Raw genomic sequence first — 24,176 nt, 5'->3', positions numbered from 1 at the left:
CGCCACCGACGCCACCGCATTCAGTAACGCCCCGCGGGCTCGGCCGGGACAATGGATCCCCCGGGTCCGACTTCGCCTGAACCCGGTCCGGATCCGATCCGGGCACGGCACGGACGAGGAAAGTTCGGTGAGCCGTTACTCCGAGAGATGAGCGGCGATCTCGGCGCGCTGCACCGCGCCGAGTTTGTCCAGGATGTTGTGGACGTGGTTCTTGACCGTGCACAGCTCGATGCCCAACCGCTCGGCGATCGCGCGGTTGCTGAGGCCGAGGGCGACCTGATCGGCGACCTCCCGTTCCCGGGCGGTCAGGCGGAATCGGCGGCCGGTGTCCGGGCGGCGACCGTCGGCGAGCCGGGCGACGCGGCGCATGAGCACGCCGGTGATCACCGGGGAGCACAGCATCTCGCCCTTCACCGCATGTCGCACCGCGGCGATCAGATCGTCGAGGGTGCCCTCGCGCGAGACGTAACCCACGATCCCGGCCTCCGCGCAGGCAATCACCGACTGCTCGGTCTCGGGCAGCGCCAGCGCCACGACATTCACCCCCGGCAACTCGCGGGTGAATACCCGGGCCGCGGCCGCACTGCCCACCGCCGTCATATCCAGCAGCGCCACCTGCGCCCCGATCCGTCGCGCCGCATCGATACCCTCGATCGCCAGCGCGCACGCGCACACCTCGGCCACATCATCGAGCGCGTCGAGGACCGCCGCCACGCCGTCGCGATACAACCGGATGGGCGACACGATGACGATGCGCAGGGCGACCGCCTCCAGCGACCGCACGACCACTTCGGCATCGAATCCGCCCGAGCCAGGCTTGCCGGTCACGGACTGGTGGGCCATCGCGCACTCCTTCGACACCACGTGGTACGAAGTCGCGGCGGCGATCCCGTCCACGCGTGCTGTTATAGCAATCGTCGATGGCGTCGCAAGGGTTAACCAGAGTGGTCGACTACTCGAATTTCCCCCGGCCACCAGTACGGCGGCGTGGAACGCTCGGGCCATCGTCGAGCAAGATCATCAAGCTGCTACTTCCTGGATCTGCCGAGGTATCGAAACGGCGTCGACGTCCTCGCCACGCTGCTGCACAACGAGGTCGTGGGCCACACCGCCGACGGTCGCCGGATTGCTCAATGGTTGCGCCGCGGCGCGGGCAGATCCAGGGTCGATCGCAGGGTTTCGGAGGACCACATCTGCCGCTCGGTCATCAGCGCAGGATGGCTGCCAAATAGGCGGCGGTCTCGGCGAGCACGGCCTGGTTGTATTCGGCGTCCCGGGTCGTCTTGCTGGACATGGTCGAGATGACGAGTGGGGCGGAGGCCGGGGGCCAGGCGATGGCTATGTCGTTGAGGGTGCCGTAGTCGCCGGTGCCGGTCTTGTTGGCGATTCGCCAGGTTGCGGGCAGGCCCGCGCGGAGGCGCTGGGCGCTGGTGACGTTGCGCTCCAACAGGTCCCGCAGGAAGGCGCGTTTGTCCTCGGGGAGGGCGTCGCCCAGCACGATCTTATGGTAAGCGGTGCCGAAGGCTCGGGGGGAGGAGGTGTCGCGGGGGTCACCGGGGGTGGCCTCGGTGATGAACGGCTCGATGCGATCCATGCGAGTGACCGTGTCGCCCAGCGTGCGGGCGTAGGCGGTCAGCTGAGCCGGGCCGCCGAGGTCGCGCAGCAACAGATTGCCCGCGGTGCCGTCGCTGAAGCGGACGGCGGCGTCGCACAGGTCGCGAATGGTCATGCCGGTAGCCACATGCTTCGGGGTGATCGCGGCATTCTCGGTCAGATCCGCTTCGGAGTACCTGACGACCATGTCCAGGTGCGACAGCGGGTTACGGCTCAAGACCGCGGCCGCCGCCACCCCCTTGAACGCCGAGCAGAAGGCGAAGCGCTCGTCGGCCCGGTGGGCGATGGTCGCGCCGGTGCCGGTGTGCACGGCATAGACGCCCAGCCGCGCGTCGAATTTTCGCTCGAGTGCGAGCAACTCGGGGACCAGCGGCGCGGGCCGGGGTCGCGTCGCGGTCACGGGCGCGGTCTTGTCGGCACCGCATCCGGCCAGCGTCACGAGAGCCGCTGTGGCCAAGAGGTTTCGGCGACTGATGGTGGTCACGATCAGAATCTAGTGGCCACTCCCCGCCCGGAACACGGCCAGATCGGGATCGGTGGCGATGCGCGCGGCCGTTTCCGCGTCCGGCGGATACGGACGCACCCGCACCAGCCATTCCCGGCGCAGTTCGGGGACGACGACCTGGAGGGCGTCGTAGTCGTGTACCGGCGTCGGCCGCCAGTCCATCCGGCACGGTTTCTCGGCGGCCGTCAGCGACATGGTGCGCTCCAGGTGGTCGTTCCACCTGCCGTAGGAGGTGGTCACGGTCAGCTCGTTCGGTATGTCGAGCTCGAGCAGGTCGACGCCACGGGCCCACTGGTCGTCGCCGAGCAGCAGATTCGCCGTCATACGCACCTGTTTGCGCGGCCGGGCCCGCCCCGGCCAGCACCACACCGGCGGACCGTCGCCGCAGTCGATGCCTCGGCGGCGCATCTCGATCAACATGTCCCCGTACGCGATTCGCCAATTCACGGGGACCCGGTCCCAGTCCGGTCGATAGCGGCCGGTGCGGCGAAGCGCACTCGCCACCTCCGGCGCCTGCAATGTCCACACTCGCATCGGCGTATCAGTCGAGATCGATCCGGATGGTGAGCATCCGCTCGCCGTGAGCCAGCCTGCGCAGCACAAGTCCGTCGAGCCGAAACATCGGCCGCCCCCGGCCGAGTAGCCGATGCCGGGCCGCCGCGTGGTCGTCCTCGAGCAGCGTCGCGGTGCCGGTTCGCCAACGCAACCGCACACCGTCGCGAAGCCGGGCCGGGCGCGCGCGAACTCGCACCCGGGGATCGGCCCGAATATTGCGTACGAACTGCGCCTCCGCACCCAGCCCCGCGATCAGCCAAAACACGTCGCCGTCCAGCCCGTTGGCCACCGGCGTCAGGCGGCGTTTCCCGGTGCGCCGCCCGGTCGTCTCCACGAGCGCATAGGTCGGCGGCCCGAACCGCTCGATCACCCAGCCGATCAGCGGATTGCACAGCCGAAGCACCACCAGCTCATAGCGTTTGAGCCGACTCACCGGGCCTCCCCTCCCGTACGACACTCCCCGATCCACCGTACCTGTCGTCCGGCCGACGCTACGAACCGACGCCGATTGCTTAATCAGGGCTTGAAATCTGTTGAGCCACGGCTAATGTTGCTCGCCCTTGGCCGGAGTGCGCATTAGCCTTCACTGCGCTTGGCGGAGCGGAGAGGGCGAGACTGATGGGTAGACATCGTCGGCGGAGCGAGACCACGATCAACCGGTGGGGCGCCCGGGCCGCGGTGGCCGCCGGGGTGACCGCGGCGGGGTTCGGTTCGACGGCCACCGCGCAGGCTCAACCGCTCTGGCCCGCCGGGCCGCTGTGGCCAGCAGGACCCGAAATACCTGCCGCACCGACCATTCCGAATCTGCCGGTGAATCTGCCCGCGCTCCCGGCTCTGCCGACACTCCCCGGTGTGCCGCCACTCCCGGCCCTGCCCGCCGTCCCGGGCCTGTCCGCGCTGCTTCCGCCCGCGCCGGTCACGGCACCCTGCTCGGCGCAGGCACGGGCCTGCTTCCGCCTGTCCACCAACGAGGGCTGGCTGATGGACAACGGAAAGGTGATCTACGGCCCCACCCCGGTCTCCTTCGGCCGCCCCGGCTACGAAACACCTCCGGGCGTCTTCCAGGTCAACTTCAAGGAGATCTACCACTGGAGCACCCTGCACAACGCGGAGATGCGGTACGCGGTGTTCTTCAACGGCGATATCGCCACCCATATCGGCCCGATCGAGGAACAGTCACACGGCTGCGTCCGAATGACTCCAGAGGGCGCCCGCGCGTTCTTCGAATACCTCGAACCCGGTGACGTGGTCGAGGTGGTGGAGTAACTCCCCAGGCCGCGCTCGGCACAACCCCGGAGTCAGGGCCGCTCGAGATCGAGATGGCCAGAGATGATCCCCGCTACCTCGGTGATGTGTGTGTCGAGGTAGAAGTGGCCGCCGTCGAAGGTGTGGGTGGAGAATGGGCCGGTGGTGTGGTTGCGCCACTGGTCGGCCTCGTCGGCGGAGGCGCGGGGGTCACCCGTGCCCCGCAGCACGATGATGGGGCAGTTGAGATCCGGGCCCGGGTGGAGGGTGTACGACTCGGCGGCCCGAAGGTCGTTGCGAGCGATCGGCAGGATCATCGCGCGCATCTCCTCGTCGTCCAGTAGTCGCCCGTCGGTGCCACTGAGACATCTGATTTCGGCCAGTACGTCGGCATCGGTGTCGAACGCGACCCGGTGGGCGGGCGGGAGCGAGGGTGCGCGCCGGCTCGAGACGAACAGCGACGACAGTGGGGTACCGCGTCGGGCCCAGCGCCGGGCGACTTCGAAGGCGAGGGTGGCGCCCATGCTGTGTCCGAAGAAGGCGGTAGGTAGCTCACCGGTGGCCAGTGCGTCGGTGAGCAGGTCGGCGAGGGTGTGGAGGTCGCCGATCAGTGGTTCATGCCTACGATCCTGCCTGCCCGGATACTGGACGGACTCCACTCGGACGGTGGGGCCGAGGGCGGCGGACAGCTGCCAGAAGTAGGTCGCTGACCCACCAGCGTGTGGGAAGCACACGAGCCGGGCGGCGGGCGCGGGGGTCGGATGGAACGTCTTGTACCACTTCGCGGTATCGAGGGTGTCGGTCATGGTCTCTGCCTTCGTGATCGAGCGGGTACCGTTCGCCGTCAACCCGCGGCGCCGATATTGGGCCGGTGGTTGGAATCGGCCAGTAGCACGAAGGTCAACTCGGTGCGGCGGGCCACGTTCAACTTTCGATAGACGCGGGTGAGATGCTGTTCGACCGTGCTGGTGGTGATGTCGAGGGTGCGGGCTATATCGGAGTTGCGCTTACCGTCGGCGGCGAGTTCGGCGACACGGAACTCCGCGGGGCTCAACGAGTCGATCGTCCGGGGCAGGTCGACCCGTGTGGGGACGGGCGTAACGTGCTGTGTGCGAACGGGGTCGAGTTCCTCGAGCAGCGCATCCGCCCCACATGACTCGGCGAGCCGGGCGGCGTTGCGGGTCAGCGTCCGCGCGCGGGTGCGATCACCGATGCTGCGATGCGTTTTGCCGAGTTCGGCCAGCACCATTGCCATTTCATACCGGTCGCCGCCGGCTCGTGCGATGGCGGTGGAGTCGCGCAGCAGTGGAATCCGTTGGTGCACGGTGCTCGTGAGCGCCAGAATCCGCAGCGACACCCCATCGGTGCGGTGGTGATCGCCGCACCCGGGCCGATCCAGATGCAGGGTGGCGAAGGTCTGCGCGCGGCGGCGATCACCCAGTCGCAGGTAGGCCTCGGCCGTGTCGTTACGCCAGGGCACGAGTCCCGGAACGTCCATCTGCCAGCGCTGCATCAGTTCGCCGCAGCGGTGAAAGTCCCTGAGGGCGTCTTCGGTACGACCGAGCGCGAGCAGATGATGGCCGCGAGCGTGCAGATAGGGCAGGCAGAATCGCGACTCGAGCATCGCCGCGGGCACCGGGCGTTTGAGCTGTGCGGCGGCCTGCTCGTGGTGTCCGCGCGCGGTGAGCGCCCGAACCAGTATCGCGAGGGGAAGGCCGACCTGGACGCCGAGGTTGCCCGCCGGAACCGCGTTGAGCGCCGCGGTGGCGTACTGCGCCGCGGCGTGCAGGTCGCCCTGGCGCAGCGCCGCATCGGCGCGAAGACTCGCGAAGGCCGCTTTCCAGGTCGGCGCGCCGCGGGCTTCGGATTCGGCGAGCAGCGCGTCGGCCCAGGTAGCGGCCGCATCGAGTTGATTGGCGATGAGCAGGCAGGTCAGCGCGGTCACGAGCGCCTCGACGGTGTCCATCGTGAGCCGCGAGTGCGCCAAGATGTGGTGCGCCAATTGGATATTCACCTCGAGCGGCTGCCCGCTGAAGGTCCCCTCCAACAGGTCGGCGACCTCCGTTCGCGCTGATCCACCACGGGGATCGCCGCCGCGGGCCGGGCCCATCTCGGAGCGCAGGCGCAGTGAACCGCGGTGTCTGCGATGGTGTTCCGGATGGGTGTACTTCAACCAGGTGTCCAGCGTGTGGAATTCGTGCGCCGGGAGCGTGGTGTCCTTGGCATTACCGCACAGTTGGTCGAGGGCGAGGTCCGCTTTGTCGCGACGGCCATGCCAGAGCAGATATCTGATCACGAGGGGGAGATCCCGGGCCGGGACGAGTCCGGTGCCGACCGCCGCGATCAACCGCGTGAAATGGCGCGTCCGCGTCGAAGGGTTTGTTCGCCACTCGGTTGCCACCAACGATACGGCGATAGCGGCCCGGTCGCAGGCCTGGTGGCTCAAGCGGTACGCCAGGTCGAGACAAGCGGTGGCCCGGTCGACCCGATCGTTGCCGACCTCCTGCTTCGCCCCGGCGAGCAGTACCGCGGGAGCCCAGGTGAAGCGGACGGTCACGGCCCCCAGGAGATGTTCGGCAATGGTGGCGGCGGGATGCCCGCGCTTGTACAGCACCGCGGCCGCGCGGTGGTGCAGCTCCTGTCGGGTGTCCATTCGCATGTCACGGAGAATTCGCTCCCGAATCGATCGGTGCGGTATCGCGGCGTTCTCGACGATTCCGACCGCGGTCATATCCTGGATAATCGAATTCACTTCGGCCACATCGAAACTCAACATATCCGCGATCAGCTCACCGGTACTGGAGGCGCCGAGAATTGCCATCACCCGGGCGACATCGATATGAGCTCGAGAACTATTCCTCAAATATGTCAGAGCAGCGCGGCCTCGATGCTGGCGCACCTGCCGAATAGGCACTCGACCATTGCTGGTACTCGGTATCTCAGACATTTCGTTCATTTAACGAACTCCCCTCGCTGCGATGCTGGCGCCGGAGTGGAGCTGGCGTACACTGCACCGTCGACGGCCGCGGCCATCGGATCCCCCCGGTGAGCCCGAACGAGATGCAACCGTATGTGAAGGTAAACCGTCAAGACGGTATCACTAAGGGCTTGACCGTGATTTCAAGATCGCCGAAATGATCCACAGGGGGTTCTAGGGGTAGTTACTCACGATATCCGAAGTAAAGATGTCCCGAGATGGGCATTGCTGATGTCCGGCTCTATTCGCCGTACCGTTAGGGAGACTTCCGCCATGGACCGAGGGCGCTATCGAATGTTGACGAGTGGTACAGCCGCGGCGATGGCGGCCCTGCGCGCCGCAGGTGCCGCGGAGCGTGATCCCAACCTGCGCCACCCCGACTACCTGGCCCGGAAGATGCTGCCCCTTACGCCGCATATGACCGTTTACACGAAGTTCCGCCCCTTCCTCGCGCTCGCTCCCCGGGTGTTCGAACTCGTCTCCCCCGGCGTCTACTACTACGAACTCGCGCGGGGCAAGCACATGGACAAGGTGCTCGCCGACGAGATTTCGGACGGATTGGACCAACTGGTAGTACTTGGTGCGGGTTACGACACCCGCGCGCACCGCTTCGCCGATGCCCTCGACGGCGCCATGACCTACGAGGTCGACCATCCGCTCACCCAGGAGAAAAAGCGACGCTCGGTCGAGCGCATATTCGGCAAGTTACCGGAAACGGTCCGATATGTATCGGCTAACCTCGAGGTCGACAATGTATTGGACTCGCTGGTCGAGGCCGGTTACATGGAAGACGTCCGAACGCTCTTCATATTGTCGGGTGTGAGCGGGTATCTCACCGACAACGCCATGTCATCGATATTCCGAGGTGTGGCCGAACGATCCGGAAAAGGCAGCTCGATCGTCTTCGACTACTGGCATCGCACGATCGTGCAGGGCGATTACAGCGCCTACGGCGCATACCGACTGGTGCGACGGGTCGAGCGATTGGGCGAGCCGTTCCGATCCGGGATCGACCCCGCAGCGCTGCCCAAGGTGCTTTCCGATCACGGTTTGCAGCTGATCAGCGATCTGAGCCCACGGGACATGTGCGAGCGTTATCTCGTCACCAGCTCGGGCGCCACGGCGGGGCGGCCCTACGAATTTCTGAATATCGCGCATGCGCGAGTTTCCGGATGAGGCTTCCGTTTCGGGGGCCTCGGAGCGAGCTCGGTCGTGCGAGCGACCAGTCGTCACCGCACCGGTTGCCGCTTGTGCAGGACGACCTGAATCCCGCGCTTGGGCCGGAGGATGACACCACGCCGATCCAGTTCATCGGGACGATCGGCGGCGTAGAAATCACCGTGGCGGACGAGGTAATGCAGCGAAGTGCGGACTTCGAGCATGGCGAAAGCGGCGCCGAGGCACCGTTTGATGCCGCCGCCGAACGGAATCCAGGTGAACGATCCGGGCGGGCTGTCGACGAAGCGTTCCGCGCGGAACTCCCACGGGTCCTCGTAGATGTCGGGTCGGTGATTGACCCCGCCGATGTGCAGCACGATCCAGGTGTTGGGTGGCAGCTGCCATTCGCCGAGCCGGTAGTGATCGGCAGTGACGCGAGCGGTGGCGACCGCGGGCGGCCGCAGGCGCAGCACCTCCTGGATCACGGCGTCGGTGAATTTACTGCCGCCGGTCTCGGCTTCCTCACGAACGCGCGCCATGGCGGCCGGGGCGCGGGTCAGTTCGTGGACGCACCACGCGAGGGTGTTGCCGGTGGTTTCGTGCCCGGCCAGCAGCAGGGTGATGAGGTCGTCGTGGATCTCCCGATCGGTGAGCAGTTCGCCGTCGGCTCCGACCGTCGCCAGCAGAATCGAGAGCACATCGTCACCGCGGTGGTCCGGTGGGGTCGCGCGCCGGCGCGCGACGAGGTCCTGGAGCATGGGGTCCACTTCGGCGAAGGTGCGCCGCAGTCGTCGCCAATACTTCAGGGTGCCGAACGAGCGATAGGCGTAGCGAATGACGATTTCCTCGCTGACACCGAAACGCAGCAAACGCTGGAGTGGGCCGACCATGGCGGCCACTTCCGCATCCTCGGTCACACCGAATATCACCCGGATAATAATGTCCAGAGTCAGACGGTGCGTTTCGTGTGACAGGGAGAATTTCTCATTCTCCGGCCAGGTGTCGAACGCCGCGGCGGTCCGTTCGAGCATGGTTTTCTCGTATCCGGCGAGTGCTTTGCCGATAAACGCCGGTGTGAGCATCTTGCGTCGCCGCATATGTTCGGGCTCCTCGTGCACGAACATCGAATCCGTACCGTAGATCGGCACGGTCGGCGATACACCCTTTCCGCCGAGCAAGATATCGGGCCGCTCGGTGAAGACCTGTTTGATGAGGGCAGGCTCGGTGACCACGACATTCTTGCCGAACATCGGCGCATTGAACTGGAATGCGCCACCGTACTTCTGGACCATCTCATCGACAACGGTTTCGCCGCGGAACAGATAACGCAGCCCGTCCCGCAGGAAGCGGAGGGTGCCCAGTGCACCCTCCGTGGGGCCGGGCGGAAAGGTGACACGGGGGGTATCGGCGGTTCTCACCGAATACAGTCCGAAGTGACGCACGCCTGTATTGTCGCGCGCGTCTGTAAATTGCCGAAACCCCTATCACCCCCCTCATATTTCGAGGGCAGATTTCGGTGCACAATAACGATTCCCTTGCTATCGTCGACGATATGAGACGCACGCTGGACAGGCTTCTCTATTTTCCCACTCGCCCGATACGGAGAACACCGGCCGCGGTCGGCGCCCATCATGTCGATGTGGAAATAGCGAGTTCCGACGGAGTGATCCTGCACGGCTGGTGGGTACCCGCCGTCGGTGAATGCCGGGGACACGTGCTCTTCGCACACGGCGCGGTGGGCAATATCGGCGACTGCGTGCTGCACGTCGCGCTGCTCGCCGAGGCCGGATTCGATGTGCTGGCCTTCGATTACCGCGGCTATGGCAGCAGCTCGGGAACACCCGACGAAACCGGTACATATCAGGACGCGCGGGCGGCGCTGCGGGAGTTGGCCCGACGCGATGGCGTGCATCCCGGTCGCGTGTTCTATGCGGGCGAGTCGATGGGCGGCGCGATCCTGCTGGAGTTGGCACTGACGCATCCCCCGGCCGGTCTGATTCTCACCTCGCCCTTCACGAGCGTGCGCGACGTCGTCGAGGCGATGGGCACGCTGGTGCCGCGCTGGCTGGTGCCGGATGCCTATCCGAGCCTGCGCCGGATTTCGGCGCTGCGCTCACCGCTGCTCGTCATGCACGGCAGCGACGATTCGGTCGTACCACTCGCGTCCGCACGGCAGTTGTTCGGCGCCGCGCCCGAACCGAAAACGTTCCAGGTCATCGACGGCGCCGGGCACACCGATGTCGTACTGGCCGAGGGCGCGGCGTGGGCGGAGCGCATCGTGGTCTGGACGGCCGGCCTTCGCGCGCATAACGACGACAGGCCGCGAGCGGGTAGGTACGTTGGGACGCAGCGGGATCGCGGTCCGCACGAGGAACGGTAACGGGGGTCTACCGATGGGCGTGTCGAGTCTGTCGAGGGTGCGGCTGCTGAACCTGCGCGAGTTCCGGCGGCACTGGGGCCGCGCGATCGCCACCGTCGGTGTCATCGCGGTCTCCGCCGCACTGCTCGTGGCGGTCATCGGCATCTCCGGATCCATCACCGGGTCGATCGAGCGGCTGGCCAACAGCGTCAGCGGCGATGCCGACCTCGAGGTCTCCGGAATCACCGACGCCGGGTTCGATCAGGCACTGGCCCAGGAGATTCGGCGGGTACCAGGTGTCGGTGCGGCCGTGCCGATGGTGCGCACGCAGGCCCCCGTCGCGAACGGGCAAGTGCTGCTGCTGGGTGTGGATCTCAGCGCCAGCGCGCTGGGCAGCGATCTGCAACGGTCGATCGATGGGCAGCTCGGCGGCGGCGGCATACTGCTGAGCGTCCCGAATGCCGCCGCGGTGGGCGCGGGCTCGGGTTACCGTGTGGGCGACACGATCACGACCGGAAGCCACCGGCTGACGGTGGTGGCGGTGGTGCACGGCGCGGAAGCCGAACGTCTCAATGGCGGCCGCTTCGTCATCACCACCCTTGGTACCGCCCAGGCGGTGACAGACCGCGCACGACTGCTGGATTCGGTTCTCGTTGTGGTCGCCGAGGGCACCGAGGTCGCTACCGTCCGCTCCGATATCGCCCGGGCGCTCGATGGCCGCGCGGTCGTCGCCGCGCCTGGATTGCGGGCAGCGCAGGCCAGTGGCTCGGTCATGGTGCTCGGTGCGATGGCACTGATGGCGGCGTCGGTGTCGCTGGTCGTCGCCGCGTTCCTGGTCTACAACGTCATGAGCATGGCCATCGTGCAGCGCCGCCCCACCCTCGCCATGCTGCGCGCCCTCGGCGGCAAGCGGCGCATGATCTTCGGCGACATGCTGATCGAGGCGGCGGTGCTCGGGCTCGTCGGTGGCGTGCTCGGATCGCTGTTGGGGGTACTGATCGGTGGCGTGTCCATCGGGCGGTTACCGTCCGCGCTGGTGCAGTCGCTGGAGGTGCAGAGCGAGTACGTGCTGCCGCCGTACGCGATTCCGCTGGCGGTGATCGCCTGTGTCGTAGCGAGTGTGGCGGCGGCGGCGCTGGCCGCGCGCCGCATCTACGCGGTCTCGCCGATCGAGTCCTTGGCGCCGGTCCTCGTGTCGAAACCGGAAGCGGGCGGCCTGGCGGCGCGGGTGGTCGCGGGTGTGCTCGGTGTGGCGGCGGTCGCCGGGGTCGTCCTGGTCGTCGTCTCGGATCTGGGGCGGGTCGCGATGATCGCGATCGCCCTGGCCTTCATCGCGGGATGTCTGCTCGGATACGCGTTCTCGGTGCCGCTGGTGCGGTCCGCGGCGGCGATAGCCAGACGCTTCGGATCGCCCGGCGCCTTGGCCGCGGCGAATATCGAACGCGCTCCGCGTCGCGTCTGGGTGACGGTGATGACGGTGTTCACCGCGGTCGCCACGACCGTGTCGGTGACCGGTGCGAACGCGAACGGTCTCGCGTCGGTGATCGATTCGTTCTCGTCGGTGGCCGAGACCGATATCTTCGTCAGCGCCACGCCTGCCGATGTTTTCCCCACCGCGCCGATCCTGCCGCAGGATCTCGAGCAGCGGGTCGCCGCGGTCCCCGGCGTCGAGCAGGTGATCGCGGGGCAGGCCGCCTTCGCGATGGTCGAGGGCACGCGCGTGATGATCCAGGGTTTGGAGGCGGGCTCGCACCGCGAAATCTATACGGCCATGTCCGAATCCGCGCGGACGCGGATGCTGCAGGGAGCCGGTGTCGTACTGTCGCGCGATGTCGGGCGCGGGCTGGGCGTGACCGAGGGCGACGAGCTGGCCTTGCCGACGCCGGGCGGTATCCGCCAGGTTCGGGTGCTGGAGTTGGTGCCGTTCTTCTCCGGCCTGACCGGGATCATCGCCATGAACCTGCCGCAAATGCGGGACTGGTTCGCCCGCGATGGTTCCACCGAACTCGAGGTCATGGTGTCGCCCGGAACCGATCGCGACACGGTCATGGCCGCCGTCCGATCGGTGGTTCCCGCCGAGTACTACGTCTTCTCCGGGACCGCGGCGCTGGAACAGATCGGCGGCTCGCTCGCGCAGATCACCATCGTGATCGCGGTCATGGCCTGGATCGTGGTTCTCGTCTCGGCGATCGCGCTGCTCAACACCCTCATGCTCGCCACCCTCGACCGCCGTCGCGAACTCGGGATGCTGCGCGCCCTGGGAGCCAACCGCCGCTTCGTATTGCGCATGATCCTGGCCGAAGCCGCCGGTATCGGCATTGTCGGTGGGGCCATGGGCATGGCGATCGGCACCGTCAACCAATTCATGATCACCACCACCCTGTCGGACGTGCTCAGTCTCGATGTCGCCTTCGAGATACGGCCGTTGATCCTGGCGATCGGTGTCGGTGCGCTGGCTATGTGCCTGGCAGGGTCGTTGCCACCGGCGATCCGGGCCGCGCGTTTGGAGATCGTCGACGCGGTGAGCGCGGATTGAGCGACGCCCGAACGGTTTCGGGCTCGATCTAGTTCCAGTCCGGAACGGAGTGGAACATCGCGACCGCGGCGGTCCAGGTGAACCCCAGGCCCGCATTGAGCAGCAGGACCAGGTCGCCCGGACGCACGAGTTTCTCGAGGATCAAGTGTTCGAGACCGGCGAACTGGTCGCCCGCGCCGAGGTGGCCGACCCCACGGCCCCATTCCCACAGCGTCCGATCGATCGGGATGCCGAGTGGTTCGAGGAATTCCCATTCGAGGGTCTCGCGTCCGACGTTGGGCAGCACCACGAATGCGATCTCGTCGATCGAAACCTGCGCCACGGCAAGCGCTTTGCGCGCAACGGTGCGGGTGCCCGTGGTGAGCGCGTCGAAGACCGTCGACGATCCGGCGCGGTCGAGAAAGTCCCGTTTGAGCCTGCGGAGATCGATCGGCGTGTCGTGCTGGAGCGCCGCATCGGAGAAGCAGCCGTGATCGCGAGTGAGTCCCTCGAGCGAGCTGTCCGCGACCGTCACGATGCTCAGCAGTTCGACGAATCCGGGTCTGGTCGATACCTCGATCGAGGTCGCGCCGTCGGAGTAGATCTGCCCGACGTCGGTGCGCCAGCGGTCGAATCCGGGTTCGGTGTAGCGGTCCGCGGTCACCACGTAGGCCGAGGAGGGCTCCGCGCGACCTGCCAGTCGGCTCGCCATCAGATCGAGGGCGAGCATGCCTCCGTTGGACGCCTCCCGCACGGTGAAGAACGGGCAGGAGCCGTGCAGTACGCGTTGTGTCACGTAGGCCGCCGGGCTCCAGAAGTCCTGGCCCTGGTGATAGAGGTGCGCGTACGCGAGCGCGCTGACCTCGGTGGGACTTGCCGGGGTGCGCTCGATGGCGGATCGTGTTGCGAGGACCGCCATTTCGGGTGCGGCGAGATCGGTGGCGACGCGGATTCCGGTGAGTTCGGTCTCGGCGAGTTCGTCCGCGGGGTACCGGCCGTCGGCGACGGCCGCGGTGACCGGCACCGGGTCGGGGAGATGGGTGGCGACACTGCGGATATAGATGCGCGGCCCGGTCATTGGTCGGCCGCTCGGTCCGACGGCGGCACCGCATCGGGCTCGCCGAGGATACGGAACAGTTCGTCGGTGGAGACCGGTTCCATCGCCAGGTCCGCGGTGGTGAGCGTGCCGGTTCCGGTGCGGTGGGCCCAGTTGGTGGTGAGCGCGTTGAGCCGTAGCGTGATTCGTTCGCGTAGCGCGTTGTCGGGCGCCAGCGTGGCAAGCATGGTGTCCAGGCGATCCAATTCCGCGAGGACGGTCGTGCTGTCACCGGAATCGTCCTGGCCGGGATCGGCGTCGTCGGCGAATGCCGTGACGAGGCATTCCGAGACGGCGGCCGGGCTGGGGTGGTCGAAGATCAGCGTGGCGGGCAGTTTGAGACCGGTTGCTGTGCGCAGGCGATTACGCAGTTCGACGGCGGTCAGTGAGTCGACGCCGAGTGCTTCGAAGGAGTGGTCCACCGACAGCGTCGTGGGATCGGTGACGCCGAGTACGGCGCACACCTCCCGGGCGACGAGGTCGTGCACGCGCCGCCGACGTTCTCGTTCCGACAATCCCGCCAGTTCGGGCCCAACGGAATACGTTGCGGCACTAGCGGATCCATTGGTCCGGACGAGTCCGCGCAGTACGTTCGGGACAGTGTCGGCGTGCGGCGCGGCGGTATCGAGGCGGGCGGCCACGACGAAGGCGTCCCCACTGTCGCGGGCAGCGTCCAGCAGCGCCGTCGCCTCGGCGGTCGCTAGTCCAGCCAGTCCGGTTCGCCCGAGTCGCGCGCGGTCGGCGTCACCGAGTGCGCGGGTGAGTCCGGTGGGTTGTTCCCACAGGCCCCAGGCGATGGCGGTGGCGGGCAATCCCATCGAGTGCCGGTGGTGGGCGAGGGCGTCGAGGAAGGTGTTGGCGGCCGCGTAGTTTCCCTGCCCGGGTGAGCCCAGAATGCCCGCCGCGGAGGAGAACAGGACGAACTCCGCCAGCGGGAGGTGCGCGGTCGCCTCGTGCAGATGCCACGCGCCATCGGCCTTGGGACGCAGTACCGCGTCCAGACGGTTCGGGGTGAGCGATTCGACGAGACCGTCGTCGATGCTGCCGGCGAGGTGGTATATCGCCGTCAGCGGATGCTGCCGCGGGATATTGGCGAGCAGCGCCCGCACGGCGGCGGGGTCAGCGATATCGCAGGACGCCACCCGGATGTCGGCGCCGGTCGCGGACAGCTCGTCGACGAGCGCGCCGACCTTGTCGGCGGAGTCGGCGTGGCGGCCGACGAGCACGAGTCGGCGGATGCCCCGGGTTTCGACGAGGTGGCGTGCCACGACGGCGCCGAGGCCGCCGGTGCCGCCGGTGACCAGGACGGTGCCCTGCGGATCCAACGATGCGGGGACGGTGAGCACGACCTTGCCGATATGCCGGGCCTGGGAAACGAACCGGAATGCCTCGCGGGCGCGCCGGATATCCCAGACCGTGGTCGGCAGCGGCCGCAGCGCGCCGGTGCGCAGTAGTTCGCGGGCCTGGTGCAGCAGTTGCCGGATGCGTTCGGGTTCGGCGTCGCGCAGGTCGAAATCCCGGTATCGGGCGGCGGCGCCGGGCGCGATCGCCGCGATCTGCTCGGGGGTGCGGACATCGGTCTTGCCGAGCTCGATGAAGCGCCCGCCGTAGCCGAGCAGGCGCAGCGAGGCGTCGATGTATTCCCGGGTCAGCGAGTTGAGGACGACATCCACACCGCGCCCGTGCGTGGTGTGGTGGAATTTCTCGGCGAAGCCGGTGTCGCGGGAGGACGCGATGTGGTCGTCGTCGAGGCCGAGATCGCGCAGGGCCTGCCATTTGTCCGGACCGGCGGTGGCGAAGACCTCCGCGCCGAGGAAGCGTGCGATCTGGACGGCCGCCGATCCGACGCCACCGGCCGCGGCGTGCACGAGCACCGAGTCCCCGGGTTGTACCGCGGCCAGATCGGTCAGCGCGTACAGCGCCGTCGCGAAGGCCATGGGCACCGAGGCACCGGTCGTCATGGTCCAGTCGTCCGGTATGCGGATCACCCAGTGGTGGTCGGTGATCGCCAGCGGGCCGAAGGCGCCGCGGAACAATCCCATCACCCGGTCACCGGGTGCGAGATCGGTGACGTCGGGAGCTGTTTCGACGACAACACCGGCGGCCTCGCTACCGATGACATCGTCGCCCGGGTATACACCGACGGCGATGAGCACATCGCGGAAATTCAGCCCGGCGGCGTGGACCCGCACGCGCACCGTGCCGGGGTCCAAGGGGCGCGTCGCCTCGGGAGCGGCAGCGAGGTGCAGGTCGTCCACGGTGCCCGCACCGGTGACCCGCAGCCGCCAGGCCGATGTCTCGGCGGGTATTCGCGCGAGCTCCCCCGGGTCGGCGCGATCGAGCCGCGGCTCCAGTGCGGCGCCGGAACGGATGGCGAATTGGGTTCGGTGCGCGGGCATCTCGCGGCGCAGCGCCGCCAACTCGGTCCGGTCGTCGATATCGACGACAATGAACCGGTCGGGGTGCTCGGCCTGCGCCGAGCCGAGCAGTCCCCACAGTGCCGCACCGACGAGATCGGTGACCCGGTCGCCGGGGCGTGCGGCCACCGCGCCCTGAGTGACGCAGACCAGGCGGCAGTCCTCGGTGCGCGGGTCTGCCAGCCAGGAACGGAGCGCGTCGAGAAGCCGGTGCGTCGCATCGTGCAGTGCGGCGACCATCCCGGGTGGATCGCCCTCCGCGTCGATGCCGTTGCGGCAGGGCAAGACGGCGTAATCCGGTAGCGGAGTGCCCTTGTCGGCGGCGGCGAGCAGCGCCGCGATATCGGGGTAGTGCCGCATCGATTCGGTCGAGCGGCCGGTACTCACCGAGGAGGCCGCGCTGCCCAGCATCGCCCAGGTTCCCGGTGTCGCGCCCGCCCGGTCGTCGAGAGGAGGGACCCAGCGCAGTCGGTAGAGTGAATCCTCCTGTGCGGCGGTGATTCCCAGCGGGCGGCGGAGCTGTTCGGGATCGACCGGGCGGGTACGGATGGATGCGATGCGTGCGACCGTGTTCCCGGCGGCATCAACCAGTTCTATGCTCAGCCTGTCGGTGTCGTCGGGCTCCCAGCCGATGCGCGCTCGGGTGGGTACGGCGCGCGGTCGCCAGACGGTGATACCGCTCCAGACGAAGGGCAGGCGTAGTCCCGCGTCCCGAGTCGCGTGCACCCACTGGTGCAGCGCGGAATCCAGAATCGCGGGGTGCAGCACGAAATCCGCGGCCCCCGCGGTCGGTGGCCGTTGCGGGTCCAGCTCGCAGTAGTACCCGTCCACGGTTCGCCACGCCCTGCGCAGCCGTTGGAAACCGGGTCCGTATTCGACACCCGCGGCGGCGAGTTCGGCGTAGATCCGGTCCACCGACACGTCGACGGCGTCGGTGGGCGGCCAGGGCGAGTCCGCCCACGAGCATCGCGGCGCGTGCGGGCTGTCATCGCGCGGCGCCAACAGCCCTTCGGCGTGCAGGCGCCAGGCGGTCTCGGTGTCGTCGGAATCGGGCCGTGCGTAGACCGATACGGCCCGGCCGCCGCCCGCGTCCGGATCGGTGAGGAGCACCCTGATCGCGAGGCCGCCGTCCGGTGGAACGAGAAGCGGCAGTCGAATGGTCAGTTCCTCGATGTGATCGTGGCCGGTCGGACCGCCGGCGCTCAGGAACAGATCGACGACGGCCGCACCGGGCACCAGCAGCGATCCGCCGATCGTGTGCTCGCGCAACCACGGGTGGGCGGTCGATGACAGTCGCCCGGTCAACAGGGTGGTGCCGGGTGCGGCCGCCGCGGCGGTGAGGATCGGATGGGTGAACGGATCCAGGCCCAGCATCCGCAGATCGCTGCCCGGCGTGGGCGGCGCGTCGAGCCAGTAACGCTGATGTTGGAAGGCGTAGGTGGGTAGGTCGACGGGCCGAGCGCCGGTGTCCGCGTACGGGATCGACCAGTCGATCGCGGACCCGTGGGTGTGGGCGGTGGCCAACGCGGTGAGGAACCCGTTGGTTTCGTCGCCGGTGCCGCGCAGCAGCGGCGCGGTGACCGATGCGGTGGAATCCGGATCGTCGAGGCAGTCGTGGAGCAGCGCCGACAGCGTGGCGCCGGGACCGGTTTCGAGGTAGACGGCGCGACCCTGGCCGAGCAGCCAGCGGGCGGCGTCGTGGAACCGCACGGTGGCGCGGACGTGGTCGACCCAGTAGTCGGGATCGCGCAGTCGACCGCTCTCGGCGGGCCGGCCGGTCAGCGTCGACACCACGGTGGTGGTGGGTTCGTGGTAGGTGAGACCGCGGCACACCCGGGCGAACTCGGCCAGCATCGGATCCATGAGCGGAGAGTGGAAGGCATGGCTGACGTTGAGCCGCTTGACCTTCCGGCCCCGACCGGTGAATGTCGCGGCCAGCTCCGCGACGACGTCGGCCGTACCGGAGACCACGGTCGCGGCGGGTCCGTTGATCGCGGCGACGCTCGCCCTGTCGCCGTACCCGTCGAGCGCGGCGGCGACCTCGGACTCGCCGGCGGCGAGGGAGATCATCGCGCCGCCGTCGGGCAGTGCCTGCATGAGCTGGCCCCGGGCGGCGACCAGCGTGCACGCGTCCGGCAGCGACCACAGGCCCGCGGCATAGGCCGCGCTTATCTCGCCGATGGAGTGTCCGAGCAGGAAATCCGGTCGCACGCCCCATGATTCGACCAAGCGAAACAGCGCCACCTCCACGGCGAACAAGCCCGCCTGGGTGTAGGCCGTCCGGTCGAGCAGCGCAGCGGTCTCGGTGCCGGGCGCTGCGAACAGCACATCGCGCAGCGGCGGATCGAACCGGGAATCGAACTGGGCGCAGATCTCGTCCACCGTGGCCGCGAACACCGGAAAGCGGTGGTACAGATCGCGACCCAGATCGTTGCGCTGTGCGCCTTGGCCGGGGAACAGCAGCACCGTCGCCGTCGGGTGGGTGGCCGCACCCGATACCAGCCCCGGCGCGGATTCGCCCGCGGCCAATGCCCGCAGCCCGCTGAGCAGTTCGTGGCGATCGGTACCGAACACCATCGCCCGATGATCGAAGGTCGCGCGCGTGGTCGCGAGCGCATATCCCACATCCACCGGGTCGAGTTCGGCATGCGTGGTGGAGAATTCGGCCAGTCGTTCGGCCTGAGCCGCCAGCGCCGCGGAGCCGCGTCCGGACACCACCCAGGCCAGTGCGGGCGTGTGGCCTCTGGGCTGTGAGCGCGGGGCCGGTGATTCGGGTGGTGACTCCAGTATCGCGTGGACGTTCGTTCCGCCCACGCCGAACGAGCTCACCCCGATTCGGACGGGCCCGGTCACCGCGGTCAAGCGATCGACGACCGAGAACGGGGTAGTGGGGAATCGGATGGCGGGATTGGGGGCGGTGAAATTGGCGGTCGGGGCGAGCATCCGGTGCTGGATCTGGAGAACGGCTTTGATGAATCCGGCGATTCCCGCGGCCGATTCCAGGTGTCCCACATTGCTTTTCACCGATGAGATGCCGCAGAACGACCGCTGGTCGGTGTATTCGCGGAAGACCTTGGTCAGTGCCGCGACCTCCATGGGATCGCCGATCGGCGTGGCGGTGCCGTGCGCCTCGATGGCGGTGATGTCGGCGGCATCTATTCCGGACAGTTCCAGCGCGGTCGCGATGACCTCGGCCTGCCCGTCGATGCTGGGCGCGGTGAACCCGATCTTGTTGTCGCCGTCGTTGTTCATGGCGGTCGCCTTGATCACCGCGAGCGGCCGATTGCCCTCGGCGAGGGCGTCGTCGAGGCGCTGCAGGAGCACCGTGCCCACCCCGCTTCCGAACATGGTGCCGTTGGCCTCGGCATCGAAGGAGCGGGTGCGTCCATCCGGCGAGAAGATCAAGCCGTCTTCGTAGAGGTAGCCGACATCGTGGGGCACCCGCACGCACACACCGCCGGCGAGGGCGAGGCGGCATTCTCCTCCCAGCAATGCGGCCACGGCCTGATGGACGGCGGCCAGTCCGGAGGAGCAGGCCGTCTGGACGGTGAACGCCGGTCCGGTCAACCCGAGTTTGTAGGCGGTCCGGCTGGCGACGTAGTCCTTGTCGTTGTGGATCTGCAGCAGAAAGGTGGCGGCGCTCATGCGCAGCGGCTCGCCGTGCAGCAGATTGCTGATCAGGTACGCGGGCATATTCGCACCCGCGAACACCCCGACATCGCGTTGCGCGCCGGGAATCAGTTTCGCGGTCTCGAAGGTATGCCAGGCGCATTCGAGGAACAACCGTTGCTGCGGGTCGAGCATGGCGGCCTCGCGGGCGGTGAAGCCGAAGAAATCCGCGTCGAATTCGGCCAGACCCGTGATCCGCTGCGCCACCGGCACATAGTTGGGGTCGCTCAGCAGGTCGGCGGGTACACCGGCGGCCCGCAGCACGGCATGGTCGAGGCGTTCACCGGAGTCGCTGCCCGCGCACAGGTTGTCCCAGAAGGCGGCGAGATCGGGGGCGCCGGGGAACCGCCCGGACATACCGATTACCGCGATATCCATCTCGTTGTCCATGGCGGGCGCCTCAGTTCTGCGAGCTCGGGCCGGGTACGCGCTGCCGTGCCGCCCGCCGGGCGCGGGCCCGCTCCCTACCGGTGCCCACGGCGTCGTTGGCCGGGGCGTCGCTGCGCAGCGCGGTCGCCAGCGAGCGGGCATCCGGATTCTCGAAGAGTTGGAGCAGATCGAAGGTGACGGACAGGCGTTGCGACAGCAGGGCGTGAATCCTGGTCAGCGCCACCGAGTTCGCGCCGGCCTCGAGGAATCGCTCGTCGGCTCCGACCCGGTCGACGCCGAGCACCTCGGCGACGGTGTCGGTGATGACGGTTTCGACGGGGTTGGCGGGTTCGATGTAGGAACGTACTCCGCGGTGGGTGCTGAGCCTGGTGCGCAGAGCGGCGCGGTCGACCTTGCCGCGATGGTCGATCGGCAGCCGGGTGAGCACCTCGATGCGGTGGGGAACCATGTAGTTCGGCAGCCGGTCGCGCAGCGTGGCGGTGAGTTCGGCGACGAGGGCGTCGACGTCCGCGTCCGCTACGGGTTCGTCGGGGACGACGAAGGCGGCCAGGGAATCGGGTGCCAGCACGACCGCGGCGCGGATCAGTGGATGCTCGAGCAGCGCGGCTTCGACCTCCCCGGCCTCGATGCGGTGCCCGCCGACCTTGAGCTGGAAATCGGTGCGCCCCAGTATTTCCAGGCAGCCGTCGGCGCGGTAGCGGGCCAGATCTCCACTGCGGTAGAGCCGTTGGCCGGTATCGGGGTGGGTGATGAAGGAGGCTTCGGTGCGTTGGGAGTCGTTGTGGTATCCCACGGCCAAACCCGTTCCGCCGATATAGATCTCACCGGCGACACCGTCGGGTACTTCTTCGAGTCGGTCGTTGAGCACGTGCAATTCGTGATTGGGCAGCGGATATCCGTACGGTATCGATGTCCAGGCCGGATCGGTGACGCCGACCTCGAAGGCATTGGTCCACACCGAGGTTTCGGTGGGGCCGCCCATGGCGATGACGCGGGCGCGCGGCGCGGCGGCGCGGATGCGGTCGGGCAGCGCGACCGGGATCCAGTCACCGGAGAGCAGCACCAGCCGCAGCGCGTCGAGTCCCGTGTCGGTGTGTTCGAGCAGCATCGTGAGCAGCGCCGGAACACTGTTCCACAATGTAATGCCGTGCCGCGCCATGAGTTCGGCCCAGGTCGCGGGGTCGCGGGTGCGATCGGCGGGCGGAAGGACCAGGGTCGCGCCCTTCATGGTGACGCCGAAGGTGTCCCACAGCGACAGATCGAACGACATGGACGACAGTCCCAGTACGCGGTCGGCCGCCGTGATCTCGAAGCGTTCGTTGACCCAGTGCAGGGTGTTCACGACGGCGCGATGGGTGACCGCGACGCCCTTCGGTGTGCCGGTCGATCCGGAGGTGTAAAGGATGTAGGCCAGATCGTCGGGGCCCGCCAGATCGCGCCAGCCCTCGATGGTGGTGGTGGCGGCGACGGGCAGCTCGTCGCGGTCGGTGAGCATCGCGCGGCAGCCGGAGTGCTGCGCGATCCACTCCTTGCGCGCGGCGGGCAGTGCCGGATCGATGGGCAGGACCGCAGATCCGGCGGCCATCACCGCGGCGACGGAAACGACTTGCCGCCAGCCTTTTTCCGCTTCCACTGCCACCACATCCCCGGGACCGAGGCCCTGTTCGCGCAGGGCGGCCGCGGTCCCGATGATGTGGGCGCGGGCCGCACCATAGGTGAGGGTGCGATCGGGGGCGATTATCGCGACGGCGTCGGGACCGGCCGGGGCGGTGAGGAAGCCGTCGTGGAGCATGGTGTCGAGCGGCTCGGTGGTGACCCGCGTCGCGGCTCGGATCCGGCGGGTGCGTGCGGGCAACGGCACCTTCGGTGCGGTCTGCCATCCGTCTTCGGTGGCGATGTGGTCGAGCAGGCGCATGTAGGCCAGGAACATCTCGTCGATGACCGTTTCGGAGAGCACGCCGTCCCGGGTGTCCCACACGATCAGCGCTCGCCCGTTCTGTTCGAACACTTGGTGGTCGAGGTAGACCTGCGGGGTCTGCGTGATCGCGAAGTCGGGTTCGCCGAAACCGGCGAAGACCGTGTCGTATCCCTCCTCCTCGCCGCCCAGGGTGCTGGTGAAAACCACCGGGAACAAGGCGGAGCCGACCCCGCAGCGCTGGGCGGCGAGTTCGCGCAGCGCCTTGATGCCGCCCGCCTGAGCGTGTTCGAGATCGGCCCACAGCCGCGACTGCACGGCGGTGGCGAGTTCGTGGAAGGTGGCGGCCCGCTCGACATCGACCTCGAGCAGATCGACATTGGTGAAATCGCCGACCAGATCGTTGATTTCGGGGTGCAGGGGCGGTCGATTGAACAGCGTCACGTCGACGGTGAAGTGTCCGGAGCCGCTCCACCGCGCCAGGACCACCGAGTACGCGGCCAGCAGGACCGCCGACGGAGTGACGGAGCGCTGCGCGGCGAGCTGCTTCAGCTGTGCCCACACCGGCCGCGAGACGTGGAATCGGCGCCGACGGAAGCGCTTCTCGGCGGCATGGACGGCCGCCGGGAGCGCCGGGGCATCGGGCAGTTCGAGAATTCGGTTCTCCCAATAACGTTGGGACTTCTCGAACTGCGGACCGGTGGCCATCCGGGCCTCGTGCAGCACCACGTCGCGGAAGGTGAGCCGCAGCGGCCGCGGATCGTAGGCCGGGTCGGAGTAGTAGCCCCACCAGTCGCGCATGAGAACGCGCCAGGCCCACAGGTCGGCCACGAACAGGTCGATGCTGAAGAAGATGCGCAGCGCCGTGCCGGGCAGCCGGGCCACCGTAATGTGGTACAGGGGCACGGTGTGCAGATCGAAGACCTCGTGGGAGCTCCGGTGGCGCAGATCCGCCAGCTCCTTGGTCAGCTGCTCGTCGGTGGCCGCGCGGAGGTCGAGAATGTCGAATCCGGTGCTCGGCGAATTCGCCGATACCTGCTGGCGCCCGTCGGGACGAACCTGCATGCGAAGCGCGTCGTGCCGGTCAACGACTCGATTCCACGCGGTGCGGAGCTGCTCGGGATCACCGGTGTCGCGGGTGAATTCGAAGTAGGCGTGGCCGCCGAGCCCGCCCAGTTCGAAGACATCGCTGCGGCCCATGAGATAGGCATACTGCAAGTCGGTGAGCGGGAATGGTTCGAACGCGTTGGCGGGGTCCGGCTCGATGTGGTCGACCGGCTCGTGCGCGCTCGGCTGTGCCGCCGCGACGAAATCTGCGATGTCGTCGATCGTTTGCACGGCCAGCGGTATTTCGACACCGAATCGCTCGGCGATCAGAGCACGCAGTCGGACGGTGCGCAGCGAGCTCAATCCGATTTGCGTCAATGGCGTAGTGAATTCGATCTCCCCCGGCGGGGCGTGGGTGATGTCGGCGATCTTATCGACGACCCAACGGACAACTTCGAGACGACTGGTCGTTTCTTGGCCTGTATGTGTCATCGCGCCCGCATCTTTCGATTTCCATGCTCTCGACCGAAGTTCGCGAGAAATTGCGAACCAGTCGCAAACTAGCATGTGCGACCCATTACCACAGCAGCACAGAACTCTCGTTCTGTCACACCAGTAACTCGACTATCAGCGGAGCCACTGGGCGGCCGTTGAGAAATACCAGGTCAACAAGCTTTCAGGGGCTCCGGGACCAATTCCACCCGTTAGGGGAGC

Annotated in this window: 14 protein-coding genes; 4 read left to right on the top strand and 10 right to left on the bottom strand. The window is 67.7% G+C overall.

All coding sequences use genetic code 11. The annotated features are described in order from the left end of the window. Positions 1 to 135: 135 nt before the first annotated feature. The 4 genes from NDR87_RS22825 to NDR87_RS22810 all read right to left on the bottom strand — a co-directional run bounded on the left by NDR87_RS22825 (position 136) and on the right by NDR87_RS22810 (position 3,107). Positions 136 to 843 (bottom strand): response regulator transcription factor, encoded by a 708-nt coding sequence (locus tag NDR87_RS22825; protein ID WP_251914958.1) that lies wholly within the window; start codon positions 841 to 843, stop codon positions 136 to 138. A gap of 364 nt (positions 844 to 1,207) precedes the next feature. Next, positions 1,208 to 2,098, bottom strand: a complete 891-nt coding sequence (gene bla, locus NDR87_RS22820) for a class A beta-lactamase (protein WP_251914959.1) — start codon at positions 2,096 to 2,098, stop codon at positions 1,208 to 1,210. Between the two features lie 9 nt (positions 2,099 to 2,107). Further along, positions 2,108 to 2,653, bottom strand: coding sequence for a hypothetical protein (locus tag NDR87_RS22815; protein WP_251914960.1), 546 nt, complete (start codon positions 2,651 to 2,653; stop codon positions 2,108 to 2,110). Between the two features lie 7 nt (positions 2,654 to 2,660). Beyond that, positions 2,661 to 3,107 (bottom strand): nitroreductase/quinone reductase family protein, encoded by a 447-nt coding sequence (locus tag NDR87_RS22810; RefSeq protein ID WP_251914961.1) that lies wholly within the window; start codon positions 3,105 to 3,107, stop codon positions 2,661 to 2,663. A gap of 185 nt (positions 3,108 to 3,292) precedes the next feature. On the opposite strand from NDR87_RS22810, the gene NDR87_RS22805 reads away from it, so the two are divergent. Beyond that, positions 3,293 to 3,940, top strand: coding sequence for a L,D-transpeptidase (locus NDR87_RS22805; protein WP_251914962.1), 648 nt, complete (start codon positions 3,293 to 3,295; stop codon positions 3,938 to 3,940). 32 nt (positions 3,941 to 3,972) lie between these two features. Here NDR87_RS22805 and NDR87_RS22800 read toward each other — a convergent pair whose 3' ends face one another. Both NDR87_RS22800 and NDR87_RS22795 read right to left on the bottom strand, forming a co-directional pair. Further along, entirely contained in the window at positions 3,973 to 4,725 is a 753-nt protein-coding gene (locus NDR87_RS22800; protein WP_251914963.1) for a thioesterase II family protein, read from the bottom strand. 38 nt (positions 4,726 to 4,763) lie between these two features. Continuing rightward, positions 4,764 to 6,650: a LuxR C-terminal-related transcriptional regulator gene (locus tag NDR87_RS22795; protein WP_251914964.1), complete on the bottom strand. Its 1,887-nt coding sequence runs from the start codon at positions 6,648 to 6,650 to the stop codon at positions 4,764 to 4,766. A 477-nt stretch (positions 6,651 to 7,127) separates the two neighbouring features. Between NDR87_RS22795 and NDR87_RS22790 the strand changes: the two genes are divergently transcribed. After that, positions 7,128 to 8,072 (top strand): SAM-dependent methyltransferase, encoded by a 945-nt coding sequence (locus NDR87_RS22790; RefSeq protein ID WP_251915227.1) that lies wholly within the window; start codon positions 7,128 to 7,130, stop codon positions 8,070 to 8,072. A gap of 53 nt (positions 8,073 to 8,125) precedes the next feature. Here NDR87_RS22790 and NDR87_RS22785 read toward each other — a convergent pair whose 3' ends face one another. After that, on the bottom strand, positions 8,126 to 9,496 hold the full coding sequence (locus tag NDR87_RS22785; RefSeq protein WP_251914965.1) for a cytochrome P450: 1,371 nt from the start codon (positions 9,494 to 9,496) through the stop codon (positions 8,126 to 8,128). A 110-nt stretch (positions 9,497 to 9,606) separates the two neighbouring features. On the opposite strand from NDR87_RS22785, the gene NDR87_RS22780 reads away from it, so the two are divergent. Together NDR87_RS22780 and NDR87_RS22775 are read left to right on the top strand one after the other, a co-directional pair. Further along, positions 9,607 to 10,434 carry an alpha/beta hydrolase gene (locus tag NDR87_RS22780; RefSeq protein ID WP_251914966.1) on the top strand — a complete coding sequence of 276 codons (828 nt, stop codon included), beginning with the start codon at positions 9,607 to 9,609 and terminating at the stop codon, positions 10,432 to 10,434. Positions 10,435 to 10,447: 13 nt separating this feature from the next. Then, complete coding sequence (locus NDR87_RS22775) at positions 10,448 to 12,949, top strand: FtsX-like permease family protein (protein ID WP_251914967.1); 2,502 nt, start codon at positions 10,448 to 10,450, stop codon at positions 12,947 to 12,949. Positions 12,950 to 12,977: 28 nt separating this feature from the next. On the opposite strand, the gene NDR87_RS22770 is transcribed toward NDR87_RS22775, so the two are convergent. The 3 genes from NDR87_RS22770 to NDR87_RS22760 are packed head-to-tail and all read right to left on the bottom strand — an operon-like array spanning position 12,978 to position 23,954. After that, positions 12,978 to 14,006, bottom strand: coding sequence for a ketoacyl-ACP synthase III family protein (locus NDR87_RS22770; RefSeq protein ID WP_251914968.1), 1,029 nt, complete (start codon positions 14,004 to 14,006; stop codon positions 12,978 to 12,980). Further along, positions 14,003 to 20,500, bottom strand: a complete 6,498-nt coding sequence (locus NDR87_RS22765; RefSeq protein WP_251914969.1) for a type I polyketide synthase — start codon at positions 20,498 to 20,500, stop codon at positions 14,003 to 14,005. The genes NDR87_RS22770 and NDR87_RS22765 overlap by 4 nt, the downstream gene beginning before the upstream one ends. Positions 20,501 to 20,510: 10 nt before the next feature. Continuing rightward, on the bottom strand, positions 20,511 to 23,954 hold the full coding sequence (locus NDR87_RS22760) for an amino acid adenylation domain-containing protein (protein ID WP_251914970.1): 3,444 nt from the start codon (positions 23,952 to 23,954) through the stop codon (positions 20,511 to 20,513). Between the last annotated feature and the right edge of the window lie 222 nt (positions 23,955 to 24,176).

Origin of the sequence: Nocardia sp. CDC159, from assembly GCF_023740735.1 — a bacterium.
GTDB classification, from domain to species: Bacteria; Actinomycetota; Actinomycetes; order Mycobacteriales; family Mycobacteriaceae; genus Nocardia; species Nocardia pulmonis.
The sequence above is the reverse complement of the archived record's forward strand: the minus strand, read 5'-3'. Positions and strand labels throughout refer to the sequence as shown.